11 protein-coding genes and 1 pseudogene are annotated in these 14,264 nt (G+C 75.5%); 5 read left to right on the plus strand and 7 right to left on the minus strand.

Annotated elements, in window-relative coordinates; translation table 11 throughout:
- Positions 1 to 26 precede the first annotated feature (26 nt).
- Positions 27 to 379: pseudogene (locus tag FM076_RS20910) on the plus strand (metallopeptidase family protein).
- Between the two features lie 363 nt (positions 380 to 742).
- On the opposite strand, the gene FM076_RS20915 reads toward FM076_RS20910, so the two are convergent.
- Positions 743 to 4,858 carry a non-ribosomal peptide synthetase gene (locus FM076_RS20915; RefSeq protein ID WP_173872500.1) on the minus strand — a complete coding sequence of 1,372 codons (4,116 nt, stop codon included), beginning with the start codon at positions 4,856 to 4,858 and terminating at the stop codon, positions 743 to 745.
- Positions 4,859 to 4,999: 141 nt separating this feature from the next.
- Positions 5,000 to 6,298 carry an MFS transporter gene (locus tag FM076_RS20920; protein WP_173872501.1) on the minus strand — a complete coding sequence of 433 codons (1,299 nt, stop codon included), beginning with the start codon at positions 6,296 to 6,298 and terminating at the stop codon, positions 5,000 to 5,002.
- Positions 6,299 to 6,401: 103 nt separating this feature from the next.
- Here FM076_RS20920 and FM076_RS20925 point away from each other — a divergent pair, with 103 nt between their 5' ends.
- A complete protein-coding gene (locus FM076_RS20925; RefSeq protein WP_173872502.1) occupies positions 6,402 to 7,391 on the plus strand; it encodes a LysR substrate-binding domain-containing protein in 990 nt (329 codons plus the stop codon).
- Positions 7,388 to 8,389 carry a methyltransferase gene (locus tag FM076_RS20930; protein ID WP_173872503.1) on the plus strand — a complete coding sequence of 334 codons (1,002 nt, stop codon included), beginning with the start codon at positions 7,388 to 7,390 and terminating at the stop codon, positions 8,387 to 8,389. The genes FM076_RS20925 and FM076_RS20930 overlap by 4 nt, the downstream gene beginning before the upstream one ends.
- 166 nt (positions 8,390 to 8,555) lie before the next feature.
- On the opposite strand, the gene FM076_RS20935 is transcribed toward FM076_RS20930, so the two are convergent.
- On the minus strand, positions 8,556 to 9,224 hold the full coding sequence (locus tag FM076_RS20935; RefSeq protein WP_173872504.1) for a hypothetical protein: 669 nt from the start codon (positions 9,222 to 9,224) through the stop codon (positions 8,556 to 8,558).
- 237 nt (positions 9,225 to 9,461) lie between these two features.
- Positions 9,462 to 10,298, minus strand: a complete 837-nt coding sequence (locus tag FM076_RS20940; protein WP_173872505.1) for an alpha/beta fold hydrolase — start codon at positions 10,296 to 10,298, stop codon at positions 9,462 to 9,464.
- Positions 10,299 to 10,408: 110 nt separating this feature from the next.
- On the opposite strand from FM076_RS20940, the gene FM076_RS20945 reads away from it, so the two are divergent.
- Both FM076_RS20945 and FM076_RS20950 read left to right on the plus strand, forming a co-directional pair.
- Positions 10,409 to 11,587 carry an adenosine deaminase gene (locus FM076_RS20945; protein WP_173872506.1) on the plus strand — a complete coding sequence of 393 codons (1,179 nt, stop codon included), beginning with the start codon at positions 10,409 to 10,411 and terminating at the stop codon, positions 11,585 to 11,587.
- Between the two features lie 208 nt (positions 11,588 to 11,795).
- Entirely contained in the window at positions 11,796 to 12,188 is a 393-nt protein-coding gene (locus tag FM076_RS20950) for a hypothetical protein (RefSeq protein WP_173872507.1), read from the plus strand.
- Between the two features lie 228 nt (positions 12,189 to 12,416).
- Here the strand turns inward: FM076_RS20950 and FM076_RS20955 are convergent, their stop codons facing one another.
- From FM076_RS20955 to FM076_RS20965, 3 genes are all read right to left on the minus strand, one after another.
- Positions 12,417 to 12,620: a PspC domain-containing protein gene (locus FM076_RS20955; RefSeq protein WP_173872508.1), complete on the minus strand. Its 204-nt coding sequence runs from the start codon at positions 12,618 to 12,620 to the stop codon at positions 12,417 to 12,419.
- A gap of 143 nt (positions 12,621 to 12,763) precedes the next feature.
- A complete protein-coding gene (locus FM076_RS20960) occupies positions 12,764 to 13,408 on the minus strand; it encodes a VanZ family protein (RefSeq protein WP_173872509.1) in 645 nt (214 codons plus the stop codon).
- 294 nt (positions 13,409 to 13,702) lie between these two features.
- Positions 13,703 to 14,264 (minus strand): hypothetical protein (locus FM076_RS20965; RefSeq protein WP_173872510.1); only part of this gene is annotated, 562 nt, incomplete at its 5' end.

A 14,264-nucleotide genomic window follows, 5' to 3' on the forward strand; every position in this document is an offset into this window, starting at 1 on the left:
CCACCAAACCGGGTGACAAGGACCGCGTGCTGGAGATCACGCGAGAGAGGTTCGAAGCACTGGTGTCCGAGGCGCTGGACACCATCCGCCGGAGCTGACGCGGATCATGGACCACGTCGCCGTGTTCGTGGAGGACGAGCCTCCAGCCGAGGACCCGGAGCTACTGGGGCTGTACGAGGGGACCCCGCTCATGGAACGTGGCGAGTGGTACGCGGACGTACTGCCCGACCGCATCACGATCTACGTGGGGCCCGCCCTCCGCAGGTGCCAGGACCGGGACGAAGTGGTTCACGAGGTCGCCACGACAGTCGTGCAGGAGGTGGCGCACCACTTCGGCATCGACGATGAACGGCTCCATGCGCTGGGCTGGGGCTCATAACAAGCCCTGCGGCGTCACCCGATCAGACGGTAGCCACCCCGAGAGGTGTACGGCGAGTTATCGTGCATGCCGGAAATCTCCACCGCGTACCCCTCTCCGGGCATCGGGCCGTCCGATGCCTCTTTCCCCTTGCCGTCCCCTGCCATGGCTACTCCCCCCTGGGCTCGTCCGGCACTGCCACGGCGCCCGTTCCGACGGCGGTATGCGCGCGACCATCTGGGCATGCACGCGATCACGCAGCGACACTCCTGCCGCTTTCGTTCCGTCACCGCGCGAACACCAACAGGTATGTTCGCACATCAGTCCCATCGGGGCGGGTGGTCTCCGGCGACATCGGCCGGGCGGGCGGGCGTTGGCCCCGGGTCATGGGGTGGCGTCATGGCGAGGCGCCAGATGGGGCGTCAGGGTCCGGCCGATCGTGGCCATCGCCGTGGGGCTGCCCAGTTGGCCGTGGGTGCAGGGGATGTCGTGGACGTCCAGGGGGCCGGTCAGGTACGGGGCCCACGCCTCGGGGGCGGGGGACGGGGTGGGGCCGGGGAGGGTGGCGCGGAAGTAGAGGGCGGGGCCGCGGTAGAGGGGCGGGGTGTAGGTCGGCAGCAGGCCGGCGTAGTGGGTCAGCATGCGGGCGACAGCCGTCAGCTGGGTGTCGTCGACCCTGCCGGCGCCGAGGGCTTCGGCCACGAGGCGGCGTACGAGGCCGGGGTCCGTGCCGGTGAGGCGGAACGCGGGGTCGATGGGGGCGGCGTCCAGGAGGACGAGCAGGTCCACCTCCTCGCCGTCCGCCTGGAGGTGGGCCGCCGTCGCGTGGGCGAGCGCGCCGCCCAGGGACCAGCCCAGGAGCCGGTAGGGGCCGTGCGGCTGGACCGCGCGGATGTGGGCGGCGTACGCCGCGATCAGCTCGGGGAAGGTGGTGGCGAGCCGGTCCGCGGGGCGCAGGCCCTGCGCCTGGAGGGCGTGGACGGGGACGGTGTCGGGCAGGTGCGGCGGGAGGGTGGCGTAGCACCAGCCGAGGCCGCCCGACGGGTGGACGCAGAAGAGGGGCCGGTCCTTCCCGCTCTCGCGGAGGGGGAGCAGCATGCCGAAGGCGTGCTCGTCCGGGGCGGTGCGGGGGCCGGCCACGGCGGTGCCGAGGTGCTTCGCCAACTGGCCCGGCGTGGGGGCCTGGTAGAGCGCACCGAGGGTGAGGTCGGCGTCCAGCGCGGTGCGCAGGCGGGCCAGCAGGCGGGTGGCGGCCATCGAGTCGCCGCCCAGGGCGAAGAAGTCGTCGTCGGGCCCGACCCGGGAGGCTCCCAGCACCTCGGAGAAGAGCCGGCACAGGGTGCGCTCGCAGGGGGTGCGGGCCTCGCGCCGTGCGGCGGGCCCGTCCGTCTCGGGAGCGGTCCGCGCGGGGAGCGCGGCGCGGTCCAGCTTGCCCTGGGGCGTCAGCGGCAGCGCCTCGTGGGGGACGTAGACGGCGGGCACCATCGCCGCGGGCAGCCGGGTGGCCGCCCACGAGCGGAGTTCGGCGGGGTCCCAGGCGCGGCGGGGGCGCCGGCCGTCCCCGTGGGCGCGCGGCGCCGGCACGATGTGCGCGGCCAGGTGGAGCGGCCCTTCCGGTGAGCCGGTGCGCTGTGCGGCGACGGCCACCTGGGCGACCCCGGGATGTGCGGCCAGGACGGCTTCCACCTCGCTCGGTTCGATGCGCACGCCGCGCACCTTGAGCTGCGCGTCGGTACGGCCCAGGTACTCCAGCAGCCCGTCGCGGGTCCACCGGACGAGGTCGCCGGTGCGGTACATCCGCGCGCCGGGCCGCGCCGCGAACGGGTCGGCCGGGAACCGTTCGGCGGTCGGTCCGGGTGCGCCGAGGTAGCCGCGCGCCACCTGAGCGCCGCCCAGGTGGAGTTCGCCGCTCGCCCCGGGCGGGACGAGGCGCCCGCACCGGTCCAGCACGTAGGCGCGCACGTTGTGCTGGGGCCGCCCGATGACGGGGCGGTCCCCCTGCTCGTCCAGCCGGCACCAGACGGCGTCGACGGCGCACTCGGTGGGGCCGTAGTAGTTGAGGACGGTGGTGGCGGGCAGCTCCCGCAGCCGCCGCCACAGCTGGGCGTCCAGCGCCTCCCCGCCGACCATGAGGGTGCCGGGGTGGTGCCGGCCCGGGGCGAACAGGCCGGCGTCCAGCAGGTGCCGCAGATAGGAGGGGGTCAGGTCGAGGAAGTCGATGCGCCGCCGGGCCACGCGGGCGACGAGGGCTGCCGCGTCGTGCCGTACGGCGTCCTCGATCAGGTGCACCTCGTGGCCGTCGGCCAGGAACAGCCACGCCTCCCACGAGGTGTCGAACAGGAACGAGGCCGTCAGCGCGGCCCGCAGCCGGCGCCGCCCGGCCGCGCGTGCCGCGGGGGAGAGGAGGGCGGCGACGTGGTCGTGGAAGAGGTTGGCGAGCTGCCGGTGTTCGACGACGACGCCCTTGGGGCGGCCGGTGGTGCCGGAGGTGAAGGCCACGTACGCCGCGTCGTCCGGGCGCAGCGGGCGTGGCAGATCGCGGGGGAGCGGGTCGCCCGCGGGCTGCCGGTCCAGTTCGCGCACGGTCCCGGGGGCGTCGGTCACCAGGATGTCCCAGTTCCCCGCGGGCAGCGCGCCGGCGGTCTGCCGTGTCGCCAGCACGCACAGGGGTGCGGCGTCGGCGAGCATCATCCCCGTCCGCTCCGGCGGATGCCCGGCCTCCAGCGGCAGGCAGGCGGCGCCGCTCTTGAGGACGGCCAGCAGCGCGACGGCGTACGCCTCGGTGCGGGGCAGCGCGAGGGCGACCGTCGCACCGGGGCCGGCGCCCCGCGCGAGCAGCAGGTGGGCGAGCCGGTTGGCCCGCGCGTTGAGCTTCCCCCGGGACAGCCGCACCCCGGTCGGCCCGCCGCCCCCCGGCGTCCCCGCGCCGCGCCCTCCGTGCGCACCGCGCCCCCCGTGCGCGCCGTCCGCGCCGTTGTCCGGGCCCGCGTCCGCGCCGTTGTCCGGGGCCGCGTCCGCGTCCTCGTCCGGCCCGCACACCAGTGCCACGGCGTCCGGCTCCGCGCGCACGCGCTGCTCGAACAGCGCGTGCAACGGGGTGGGGGGCACGGCGAGTTCGGGGCCGCGGCCCCAGGCGAGGACCTGGGCGCGTTCGGCCGGTGTCGCCAGGTCGATCCCGTCCAGACGGTGGGTGGCCTCCGCGGTGGCGAGGGTACGCAGCAGGGCGAGGAAGCGGCGGTGGTGGGCGGCGACGTCCTCGGCGGGGTGAGCGGCGGGATCGGCCTGGAAGTCGATGCGCAGGGAGCCGTCGTGGGTGCGGTCGTAGACGTTGACGGCCATGCCGGTGACGGGGCCGTTGGACAGGTTGTGCAGGACGGCCGGGTGCCGGCCGAAGGCGACCTTCGGGTCGTGGGTCATCACGTTGATGCCCCACTCGGCCGTGCCGCCGGCCGGTCCGGGCGCGGCCTTGAGGTTCCGGCGCAGGTACCAGTACGGGTAGCGCTGGTGCCGCAGCAGCCCCTTGGCCTGCGCGGCGGTGCGCCGCAGCAGTTCGCCCACGGTGCCCCGCGCGGGCGCCGCCACCCGCAGCGGCAGCACGTTCGCCAGCATGCACGGCACGTCGCGGGTGGCGCCGCCGCGCCCGGTGACCGTCACGTCGAGGACGACGCCGTCCGCGTCGTGGTCGAGGCCGCCGAGCCGGTGGACGTAGAGGGCGAGCGCCGCCATGGCCGCGGTCGCCAGCCCGGTGCGGGCGCCGCGGGCCAGGGTGCGCAGGCCCAGCGCCGCCTCGGGGTCCAGGTGCCCGGTCTCCCGTACGAACCGGCGCGCCGGGCGCGGCCAGTGCGGGGAGGAGGGCGCCGTTCCCCAGGTGGCGAGCTGGTCGGCCCAGTAGGCGCGGTCGCGTTCCGCGCGCGCCGAGCGGTGGTACCCGGCCTCGTCGTCCAGTGCCCGCGCGAGCGGGGCGAGCCCCGGGCCGGGGACGGGCTCTCCCGCCTCCAGCGCGGTGTAGATCCGGGCGAGCCGCGGCAGGAACAGCGTCATGGCGTAGCCGTCCATGGCGATGTGGTGGATGGCCAGGTAGAGCAGGTACCGCGCGTCGCCGGTGCGCAGGACCGCGAAGCTGAACAGCCGTGAGCGGCGCGGGTCCACCGGCCGGTCCAGGTCCTTCCACATCCAGGCGTGGGCCGCCGCCTCGGGGTCGGCCTCACCGCGCAGGTCCACCAGCGGCAGCGGCCAGTCCTCGCACGGCTCGACGACCTGCCGCACCTGTTCCTCGCCGTCGGCGTCCGTGGTGGTGACGAAGCGCACGCGCAGCGCCTCCGTCTCGGCGACGGTGCGCCGCAGGGCCTGCTCCAGGAGTCCGACGTCCACCGGTCCCTGGATCTCGACCGCCTCGGCGGCCCGGTAACACGGGTTGTCCGGATCCAGCTGCTGCGCGAACCACATGCCCGTCTGCGCCGCCGTCAACGGCAGCCCTTCTCCGCTGCCGACCTGTCCCATCGAAACCAGCTCCCGATCGCTCCCACACGTCCGGGAGAACAACGAGAGGGGGCGGGCAGAGGGCACCGCCTGTGTGGTCAACCCAGGTCAGGCGGTGCCCTGTTGCCGGTGCCGGGCGCGAGAGGCCAGGGGAGGCGGCCCTCACGCGCGGGCGAGCACCACCGCGCGCCGGGTCGCGTACAGCGTGATCCCGCCCGCCAGCACCATGGCGCCCAGCCCCAGCGCGACGGTGGCGGCCCACCCGCCGGCGGCGAACGCGGCGGCACCCAGCGCGCCGCCGAGCGAACTGCCCACGTAATAGGACATCTGGTACAGGGCGGAGGCCTGGGCGGCGCCGTGGGACGCGGTGCGGCTCACCGAGCCGGAGGCCACCGCGTGCCCGGCGAAGAAGCCCGCGGTGATCAGGACGAGTCCCACGACCACGGCCGCCAGGTTGTCGGCGAGGCTCACCAGCAGTCCGGCCGACGCGGTGCCGATGCCCAGGTAGAGCGTTCCGCGCCGGCCCAGCCGGGCGTTGAGCCGTCCCGCCGTCGCGGAGGCGGCCGTGCCCACCAGGTAGATGACGAAGACGGAGCCGACCAGGCCCTGGGAGAGCCCGAAGGGCGCGGCGACCAGCCGGTAGCCGATGACGGTGTAGACGGCGCCGAAGACCACCATGAACAGCAGTCCGATCGCGTACAGCCGCAGCAGCAGCGGATTGCCCAGGTGGGCGCGGACGGTGGCGGCGACGCGCCGGGGGTGGAGCGGGACGGGGGTGAAGTGGCGGGCCGGCGGCACCAGGAGCCGGAAGGCGACCGCGCACAGCAGCGAGGTGACGGCGACGGCGCCCAGTCCGGCCCGCCAGCCCCACGCCTCGGTCACCCAGCCGGTGAGGATGCGCCCGCTCATGCCGCCCACGCTGTTGCCCGCCACGAACAGTCCGACGGCGCCCACCAGGTGCCTGGCCCGCACCTCGTCGGACAGGAACGCCATCGCGGAGGCGGGCACCCCGGCCACGGCCGCGCCCTGGAGGGTCCGCAGCGCGATCAGCACCGGCAGGCTCGGCGCGAAGGGCACGACGAGCGCGAGGGCGACGGCGACGGCCATGGAGGCGGTCAGCATCCGGCGCCGTCCGAACCGTTCGGAGAGCGCCGCCAGCGGCAGCACGGCGACGGCGAGCCCGATGGTGGCCCCGGAGACGGTCCAGCTGGCCTGGTCGGGGGCGGCGTGCAGGGCGCGGGAGATCTCGGGGAGGAGGGCCTGGGTGGAGTAGAGCAGGGCGAACGTCGACAGGCCGGCGGCGAACAGCGCCAGCCGCATCCGTCCGTGCCCGGGGTCGCCGGGGCTCAGCTTGGTGGCGTCGGGGTCGGCAGCCGAGGCGGGGTCGGCCGGCGAGGCGGGCGCAGGCTGCGAAGAGGCGTCCACCCCTCGGGTGGACGCCCCGGTATCGAGGGCAGGCATACCTCGAACGTACGACCCCCCTTTTCATCCGTCCAATGCATGGAAGTGCGAGAATCGATCCGCTGGCGCATCACCGCAGATGAGCGACCGCCGAGGGGGAGAAGTGTCACCGTCACGCAACACGAAAGACACCCGGGCCGCCTCCGCGCCCGGGGCCGCGTCCGCCGCGCTCTCCCTCACCCCGCTCCTCGCGCGGTTCGCGGCCGTCGCCCGCCACGAGCACGTCACCCGCGCCGCACAGGAGCTGGGCGTTCCGCAGTCCTCGCTGAGCCGCTCCCTCGCGCGGCTGGAGGAGGACCTGGGCGTCGCCCTCTTCGCCCGGCACGGCCGCACCCTGTCCCTCACGCCCGCGGGCCGCACCTTCCTGGCCTCCGCCGAGCGGGCGCTGGCCGCCGTCGAGCAGGCGGCCGAGGCGGTGCGGTCCGACGCCGACCCGGCCACCGGGAAGGTCGCCTTCGGCTTCCTGCACACCCTCGGCTGGGAGACGGTCCCGGAACTGCTGCGCGCCTTCCGCGCCGACCATCCGCGCGTCCGCTTCGCGCTGGTGCAGAACTACGGTGAGGCCATGCTGGAGCGCCTCCGCGCCGGGGAGCTGGACCTGTGCCTCACCTCACCGGTGCCGGAGGCCCCGGACCTGGTCGCCCGGCGCCTGGACGAACAGCGGCTGCGGCTGGTCGTGCCCGACGACCACCGCCTCGCCACGCGCAAGCGGGTCCGGCTGGCCGAGGCCGCGGGCGAGTCCTTCGTGACGCTGGAGCCCGGCTACGGCATGCGGCGCATCCTGGACACGCTGTGCGCCGAGGCCGGCTTCACCCCCCGCATCGCCTTCGAGGGCGAGGAGGCCGAGACCATCCGCGGCCTGGTCGCCGCCGGACTCGGGGTCGCGCTGCTGCCGCCGCCCGTCTTCCCGCGGCCGGGCGTACGGGAGCTGACCGTCACCGCGCCGCGCGCCGTCCGCGAGATCGGGCTGGCCTGGCCGGCGGGGCGGCCCGACACCCCGCCGGTCGCCGCCTTCAAGAAGTTCCTGCTCGGCCGCAGGGGAAGGCTCCTGCGCGCCGAACCCGCCCATCCCGCACCGGAGGAGGTCCCATGACCCCGCCCGCCCACCCCGACGACCACCCCGCCCCCGACGGCGACGGCTCCCCGGGCCCGCGAGCCCACGACTCCCGTCCCCACGGCCACCACTCCCACGGGCAGCACTCCCACGGGCAGCACTCCCACGGCCACCACGCCCACGGTCCCGGCGGCACCGAACCCGACTGGGAGGCGCTCGCCGAACACCTCGAACGGGAGGCCGAACTGGGCGTGCCGTTCCTGGAGGCCGCCGCTGCCTGGCTGCACGACCTGCTGGGGCCCCGCGAGGTGACCCGCGTCCTGGACCTGGGCAGCGGCCCCGGCGTCAGCACCACGGCGCTCGCCCACGCCTTCCCCGGTGCCGAGACGGTCGCCGTGGACAGCGCGCGGGGGCTGCTGGAGCGGGCCCGCGCCCGCGCCGCCCGCGAGGGACTCGCCTCCCGTGTCACCACGCGTGAGGCCGAACTCCCCGACGGGCTGACGGACCTGGGCACGGCGGAACTCGTCTGGACCAGCAACGTCGTCCACCACCTCGGCGACCAGCGCGCCGCGCTGGAGACCTTCGCCGGCGCGCTGCGCCCCGGCGGTGTGCTCGCGGTGCGCGAGCGGGGACTGCCCGCCCGGTTCCTGCCCCGCGACATCGGCATCGGCCGCCCCGGCCTCCAGGCGCGGCTCGACGCGGTCGAGGAGGACCGGTTCAGCGCGATGCGTGCCGAACTCCCCGGCCACCGGCGTGTGGTGGAGGACTGGCCCGCGCTGCTGGTGGCCGCGGGGCTGGCCCCGACCGGCAGCCGCAGCTTCCTCACCGACCTGCCCGCGCCGCTGGACCCGGTCGCCCGCACCCATGTGCGCGACCGCCTCCAGCGCTCCCGCGACAACCTCGCAGACAGCCTCGACGCCGAGGACCTGGCAACCCTCGACGTCCTCCTGGACGACGCCTCCCCCGACGGCATCCTGCGCCGCCCCGACGTGTTCTTCCTGACGGCGACGACGGTGCACACGGCGGTACGCGCCTGAGGGAGCGGCCCGGCGCCCGCGGACTGCCACCGCCGCTCCCGCGGGCTGCCACCGCCGCTTCCGCGGGCTGCTGCCACCGGTCCTGCGGGCTGCCGTCACGGGTCCCGCGGGTGCTGCCACCGGTCCCGCGGGGCGCCGTCACCGCGCCCGAGGCCGCCGCCACGGCTCACCCGCGCAGCGTCATCTCCCAGTGCGCCGCGTCCCGGCCGGTCGCGGAGCCGCCCTGCGGGAGGACGACGACGGTCAGCGTCGTCTCGTGGCCGCTGCCCGGCCGTACCGTCACCCGTACGGGCACGGTACGGCGTTCGCCCTCGCCCAGCGGCGCGGTGAGCCTCCGGCCCGCCGCCCGGCTGGTGTGCCAGACGCTGGTGCTGCCGTCCTCGGCCCCGTCGTCCAGGGCCGCGCCCGCGCGGACGACGAGCGGGGCGTCGTCGTACTCGGAGACGTTCGCCTCGGCGTCCGGTTCCCCGATCCGCAAGGTGCCGTCCGAGTGGTTCTCGTAGGTGACGGCGAAGCGGTAGGTGCCCGGGGCCGTGCCCGGCACCCGCCGCACCCCGCCGACGGTGACGGCCAGCCCGTCCTCGTACGTGGCGGTCCCGCCCGGCGCGAGCGGGTCGGCGACACCGGCCGAGGCCCCGCCGGCGCCCTCCTCGATCTGGCCGTAGCCGTCCAGGCCCCGCTCCAGTTCGGACAGCCACAGGGCTCCGGCGGCGAGCAGCAGCACCCCCAGGAAGAGCACGGCCACGCAGCCCGCCTGCCAGCCCCCGGCCCGGCGGGCCCCGCCGGGCACCTCCGCCCCCGCCGCCGTCTCCGCCGCCGTCCCGGTGTCCGCCATACCGTCACGCTAGGCGGCACCCGCGGCCCGGACATGAGTACGGATACTCATCGCGGACGCGGACGCGGACGCGGACGCGGACCCGGACGCGGACCCGGACGCGGACCCGGACCCGGAGGCGGCCGCCTGGTTGCGCACGGCGCGGTTCATCTTCCGGGCGGCGTGCGCCAGGCGCCGGGCCCGTCGGCGGCGCGCCGCGCCGTACGTGGCGGGAGCGTCCCGGACGGGCGCCGCTCCCTACGGCAGGTTCCTGCCGAACCCGCTGGCCAGCGGCATCCGCAGGCCCAGCGGCGGCGGCGCGGCGAAGGCGTCGGCGAGCGGCCGGCTGAAGTCCCGGGCGCACAGCGTCCCCAGGACGAAGTCCCGGGTGAGGCAGGCCACTTCGAAGGCGTATCCGCGCAGCCCGTGCCCGTCGGTGTGCACCTCGAAACGGCACACCTGGGCGTTCACCTTCTTGGCGCGCTCGGCGAAGCGGTAGGACAGCTCCGGGTCGGTCGTGGTGTCGGCGGTGCCGTGCACCAGCAGCACGTGGCGCCCCCGCAGCCGCCGCACCGTGTCCCCGCCGTCGCCCTGCTCCCCGGCCTCTCCCGTCTGCCCCGTCTGCCCCGTCTGCCCCGTCTCCGCGCCCCCCGCGCCGTCCGGGCGCGCGTCGGCCTCCTCCAGGCAGGGGCCCAGCGCCACCACCGAGACGACGGCGGGGTGACCGGCGGCGCGCAGGGCGGCCCGGCCCCCCACGTCGGCGCCGACCAGGCACACCGGAACGTCGCCGTACCGCCGCACCACTTCCTCGACGGCCCACTCGGCGTCCTGCGCGGGATCGACGGCGGACCCGGCCCAGCCGCGGCTGCGGTAGCGGACGATGTGGGCGACCAGCGGATCGTCGCGCGAGGTCGCGTTCCCCAGCCGGCGCGCGAGCGGGACGGCGGAGGCCGCGGCCAGTACGGAGCCGCGCCGCCCGCCGCCGACGGTGCCGCCGCCGGGCAGGACGAGGACGACGGCGTGCGGTGCCTGTCCCACGGCCCCCCGCGGCCGTCCCAGGCGTGGTTCCCTCACGGGCAACGCTCGCTGAACCATGGCGCAACAATGGCACGCCACGGCGTGATCGGAAGGGGGTTGGCGCAAGGGAGTTGGGAAACCCGCGCCGCCCTCCTGTGTTCTACGCGCGTAGGAGCTACAGTGCCGTGATGGCAAGCGAAACCGAGAGCAGCACCCTCCCCAAGGGAACCGTTCCCGCCGGCACCGTCCCCGCCGGCGTCGTCCCCACCACGGAGCAGATCCGCCGCGCACCCAAGGTCCTGCTGCACGACCACCTCGACGGCGGGCTGCGCCCGGCCACCATCGTCGAGCTGGCCCGCGAGACCGGGTACGACGCGCTCCCCGAGACCGACGCCGAGCGGCTGGAGGTCTGGTTCCGCGAGTCCGCCGACTCCGGCTCGCTGGAGCGCTACCTGGAGACGTTCTCGCACACGGTCGGCGTCATGCAGACCCGCGACGCGCTCTTCCGCGTCGCCGCCGAGTGCGCCGAGGACCTGGCCGCCGACGGCGTCGTCTACGCCGAGGTCCGCTACGCGCCCGAACAGCACCTTTTGGGCGGCCTCACGCTGGAGCAGGTGGTCGAGGCCGTGGACGAGGGCTTCCGCGAGGGGGAACGCCGGGCCCGCGCGGGCGGCCACCGCATCCGCGTCGGCGCGCTGCTGACCGCCATGCGGCACGCGGCCCGCGCGCTGGAGATCGCCGAGCTGGCCAACCGCTACCGCGATCTGGGCGTCGTCGGCTTCGACATCGCGGGCGCCGAGGCCGGCTACCCGCCCACCCGGCACCTGGACGCCTTCGAGTACCTCAAGCGGGAGAACAACCACTTCACCATCCACGCGGGCGAGGCCTTCGGGCTCCCGTCCATCTGGCAGGCACTCCAGTGGTGCGGCGCCGACCGGCTCGGGCACGGGGTGCGCATCATCGACGACATCCAGGTCGCCGACGACGGCGCCGTCAAGCTGGGCCGGCTGGCCGCCTACGTGCGCGACAAGCGCGTCCCGCTGGAGCTGTGCCCCACCTCCAACCTCCAGACGGGCGCGGCACCCTCCTACGCGGAGCACCCCATCGGACTGCTGCGCAGGCTGCACTTCCGGGCGACGGTCAACACCGACAACCGCCTCATGAGCGGCACCAGCATGACGAACGAGTTCGACCAGCTCGTGCGGACGTTCCGCTACACGCTGGACGACATGCAGTGGTTCACCGTCAATGCGATGAAGTCGGCGTTCATTCCTTTCGATGAACGTCTCGCCATGATCAACGATGTGGTGAAGCCGGGATACGCGGCCCTCAAATCCGAGTGGCTGTTCCAGAACACCCCCGGCTGACCCCGTGTGACCAGCGGCTGAGCCGTCCCTCCGCCCGGTGCGCGGGACGGCCGGCCGCCCCGCCGGCACCGCCGCCGCCCGCCGCCCGACGGCGACTTACGGCGGTGCCGACGTGTTTGCGGCCGCTCGGAATTCCTGGCTACGTTCGCCGGGCTGCTCAAGCCCCGTCGGGCTGCTCGAAGCCCCCATTCCGAGGACGTAAAGACTGATGAAGCAGGTAGCCAAGAAGACCGTGGGAGTCGCCGCGCTGGGTGCGGCCGTCGTCATGGCGGGCGCGGGTGCCGCCTCCGCGGCCCCCACCGACGCGCTCGGCGCCTCCGGCGGCCAGGCGCTCGGCCCGGTCACCGAGACCGCGGGCCAGACCCTGGGGAACCTCCCGCTGAAGCAGGCCGCCCAGGTTCTGCCGGGCGGGCTCTCCGAACCGGTCGGTGTCGCCCAGGAGGCCCTGACCGGCGCGCTGACCGGCACCCCGCTGGACGTCGCGGAGCCGGTCGCCGACAGCGCCCGCAAGTCCACCGCCGGCAAGAGCTCGGCTCCCGGCGGCGGCATGCTCGGCGGCCTGCCCCTCGGCAAGGCCCTGCCGGTCGGCGGCTCCCACTGACACCCCCGCCCGGCTCGCCCCGGCCCCGCGCCGGGCCGAGCCGGAGACGACGGCGGCGGGCGCCCCGCGAGGGGGCGCCCGCCGTCGTGCGTGTGGCCGTCGCGCGTGTGAAGGCCATCGCGTGTGAGGGCACACGCGTGTGCGGGCCCTCGTTTGCGGGGGTCATGGGGATTATGCGGGCCCTCGCCCGTGCGGGCCTGCGGAGCACCGGCCCGCCGGGGCCGCGGCTCACCAGGCGGACCTGCGGTGTCGGTTCTCGTCCGGGAGGAGGACCCACAGGGCGAGGTAGAGCAGGAACTGCGGCCCGGGCAGCAGGCACGAGGCGAGGAAGAGCACGCGCATCGTGGTGGGTGTGGTGCCGAAGCGCCGGGCCAGAGCGGCGCACACGCCGCCGATCATCCGTCCTTCGGCCGGGCGGGCAAGTGCGGTCATGAGGCTTGCTCCTTCGCTGGTCCGTATGCGGGCACGACCGGAGGTCCGCCGTCCGGTACCTCGTCCGGTACCGGTTCCGGGTCGCCGGCCCGTGCCGTCCGACACTTCCGACAGTAGAACGGACCAAACGGGCGAACATCCCGCTACGGTGCCATTCCGACCCTGGTCGCCCTCGGGGTCGAACCCTGAGACCCGTCCTCCCGCAGACGTACCCCGCTCCCGCGCACGGCGGCCTTCCCAAGCGCCGTCCCCCCGGACCCGGACGACCCGGCCCCGGACTCGGTCCCCGTGCGCCGGCCGCCCAGACGGCCCCCGTGGCCCCCGGCTCGGTGGCGCAGCCAGCGGCGCACCGGCGGGAAGACGAAACCGGCGGCCAGCCCGACCCCCGCCGTGTTCAGCAGTACCGAGTCCACGTTGACGACCTGGCCCGGCACCCCCGCCTGCGCCAGGGTGATCCCCACCGACAGCATCGCCCCCGCGAACACGGTGCGCGCCAGAGTGCCCGGCAGCGGGCGGTGGAGCCGGCCGGAGGCCAGCGGCAGCAGCACGCCGAAGGGTGCCAGCAGCGCCAGCCCCCCGCCGATGCCCTCCAGCGCGGCCCGCGGCCCGTCCGCCAGGTCGGACCGGATCGTGGCCAGCGGATGCAGATTGGCCGGCGCCACCCAGGGCACCGCCAGCGGGCGCAGCGTCAGCCAGCCGACGAGACACAGGTGCGCCGCCAGCAGGAGGAGTCCCGTGGCGCGGATGCGGGAGGCGGGCAAGGGGCCGCCGGAGCCATGGCGCTGCACGTCATCAAGGACGCCATCGCCTTCCGCCGCGGTTCCGGAACCGCGTCCTGAGCGGGTCAGGGCTATGTCACACGCGTGTTCCGTGCCCCGAACCGGGTTCCGCACCCGGCACCGTGTTCCGCGCCCGGCACCGGGTTCCGGCCTTGCTCCGGGTTCCGGCGCCCCCGGCACCAGGTTCTCCCCTGCTCCTGGTCCGGCCCTTGTGGACCGGGTACCGCCGCCGCCCCGGCACCGGCGGCCCCGGCACTGGCGTGACCCGGAGCCCGGGAGGGTACCGGTCTTCCGGTCAGGCGGTCAGACGTCGGTGCCCGCGGTCTCGGCGGCCTCCGGGTGGGTGCGCAGTGCCGTGTCGCACTCGTAGCGCCGGAGCGGTCCGGCCGCCTCGTCGTCGGCGGGCCCGCCGAGGACCACCCCTTCGTCGGCGTCGGCCGCCGCGGTGTCCGCCAGGGTGCACACCAGTTGCGCCAGCGCGAACGGGGGCAGCGCGTCCAGGGACCGGTTCAGCCGCAGCGCCTCGTCCGGGTCGCCGTCCCGGGAGCCGCTGACCTTCAGATCGTTCGGCACGGCCGTCTCGAAGCCCGCCGTGTCCTCCATGGCACCCGGCTGCCGCTGCAACTCCTCCAGCAGTTCGCGCGCCACCGGCAGCCGCTCCGTGGCGGAGCGCCCGTCCGGCATGCGGACCTCCCGCTCGACGGGTGAGACACGCGAGCCGCACACGAGGTAGAGGCGGACGATCGAGTCGGCGCCGTCGCCGTCCGGCCGTTCCCGGTCCTCGGGCAGCACACAGCCCACCCGCGAGGGGGCGGCTCCGGCGTCCACCGGTACGGACGTGGCCCGGATGCCGCACCCGGTCGCC

Origin of the sequence: Streptomyces albus subsp. chlorinus, assembly GCF_013302895.1 — a bacterium.
Lineage (GTDB): Bacteria > Actinomycetota > Actinomycetes > Streptomycetales > Streptomycetaceae > Streptomyces > Streptomyces chlorinus.

Excerpts from the sequence above, each read along its gene's own strand:
- FM076_RS20930 (WP_173872503.1), top strand. The coding sequence starts at position 7,388 with ATGACCCCGCCCGCCCACCCCGACGACCACCCCGCCCCCGACGGCGAC.
- FM076_RS20915 (WP_173872500.1), bottom strand. The coding sequence starts at position 4,858 with ATGGGACAGGTCGGCAGCGGAGAAGGGCTGCCGTTGACGGCGGCGCAG.
- FM076_RS20955 (WP_173872508.1), bottom strand. The coding sequence starts at position 12,620 with ATGACCGCACTTGCCCGCCCGGCCGAAGGACGGATGATCGGCGGCGTG.
- FM076_RS20940 (WP_173872505.1), bottom strand. The coding sequence starts at position 10,298 with ATGGTTCAGCGAGCGTTGCCCGTGAGGGAACCACGCCTGGGACGGCCG.
- FM076_RS20920 (WP_173872501.1), bottom strand. The coding sequence starts at position 6,298 with ATGCCTGCCCTCGATACCGGGGCGTCCACCCGAGGGGTGGACGCCTCT.
- FM076_RS20950 (WP_173872507.1), top strand. The coding sequence starts at position 11,796 with ATGAAGCAGGTAGCCAAGAAGACCGTGGGAGTCGCCGCGCTGGGTGCG.
- FM076_RS20945 (WP_173872506.1), top strand. The coding sequence starts at position 10,409 with ATGGCAAGCGAAACCGAGAGCAGCACCCTCCCCAAGGGAACCGTTCCC.
- FM076_RS20935 (WP_173872504.1), bottom strand. The coding sequence starts at position 9,224 with ATGGCGGACACCGGGACGGCGGCGGAGACGGCGGCGGGGGCGGAGGTG.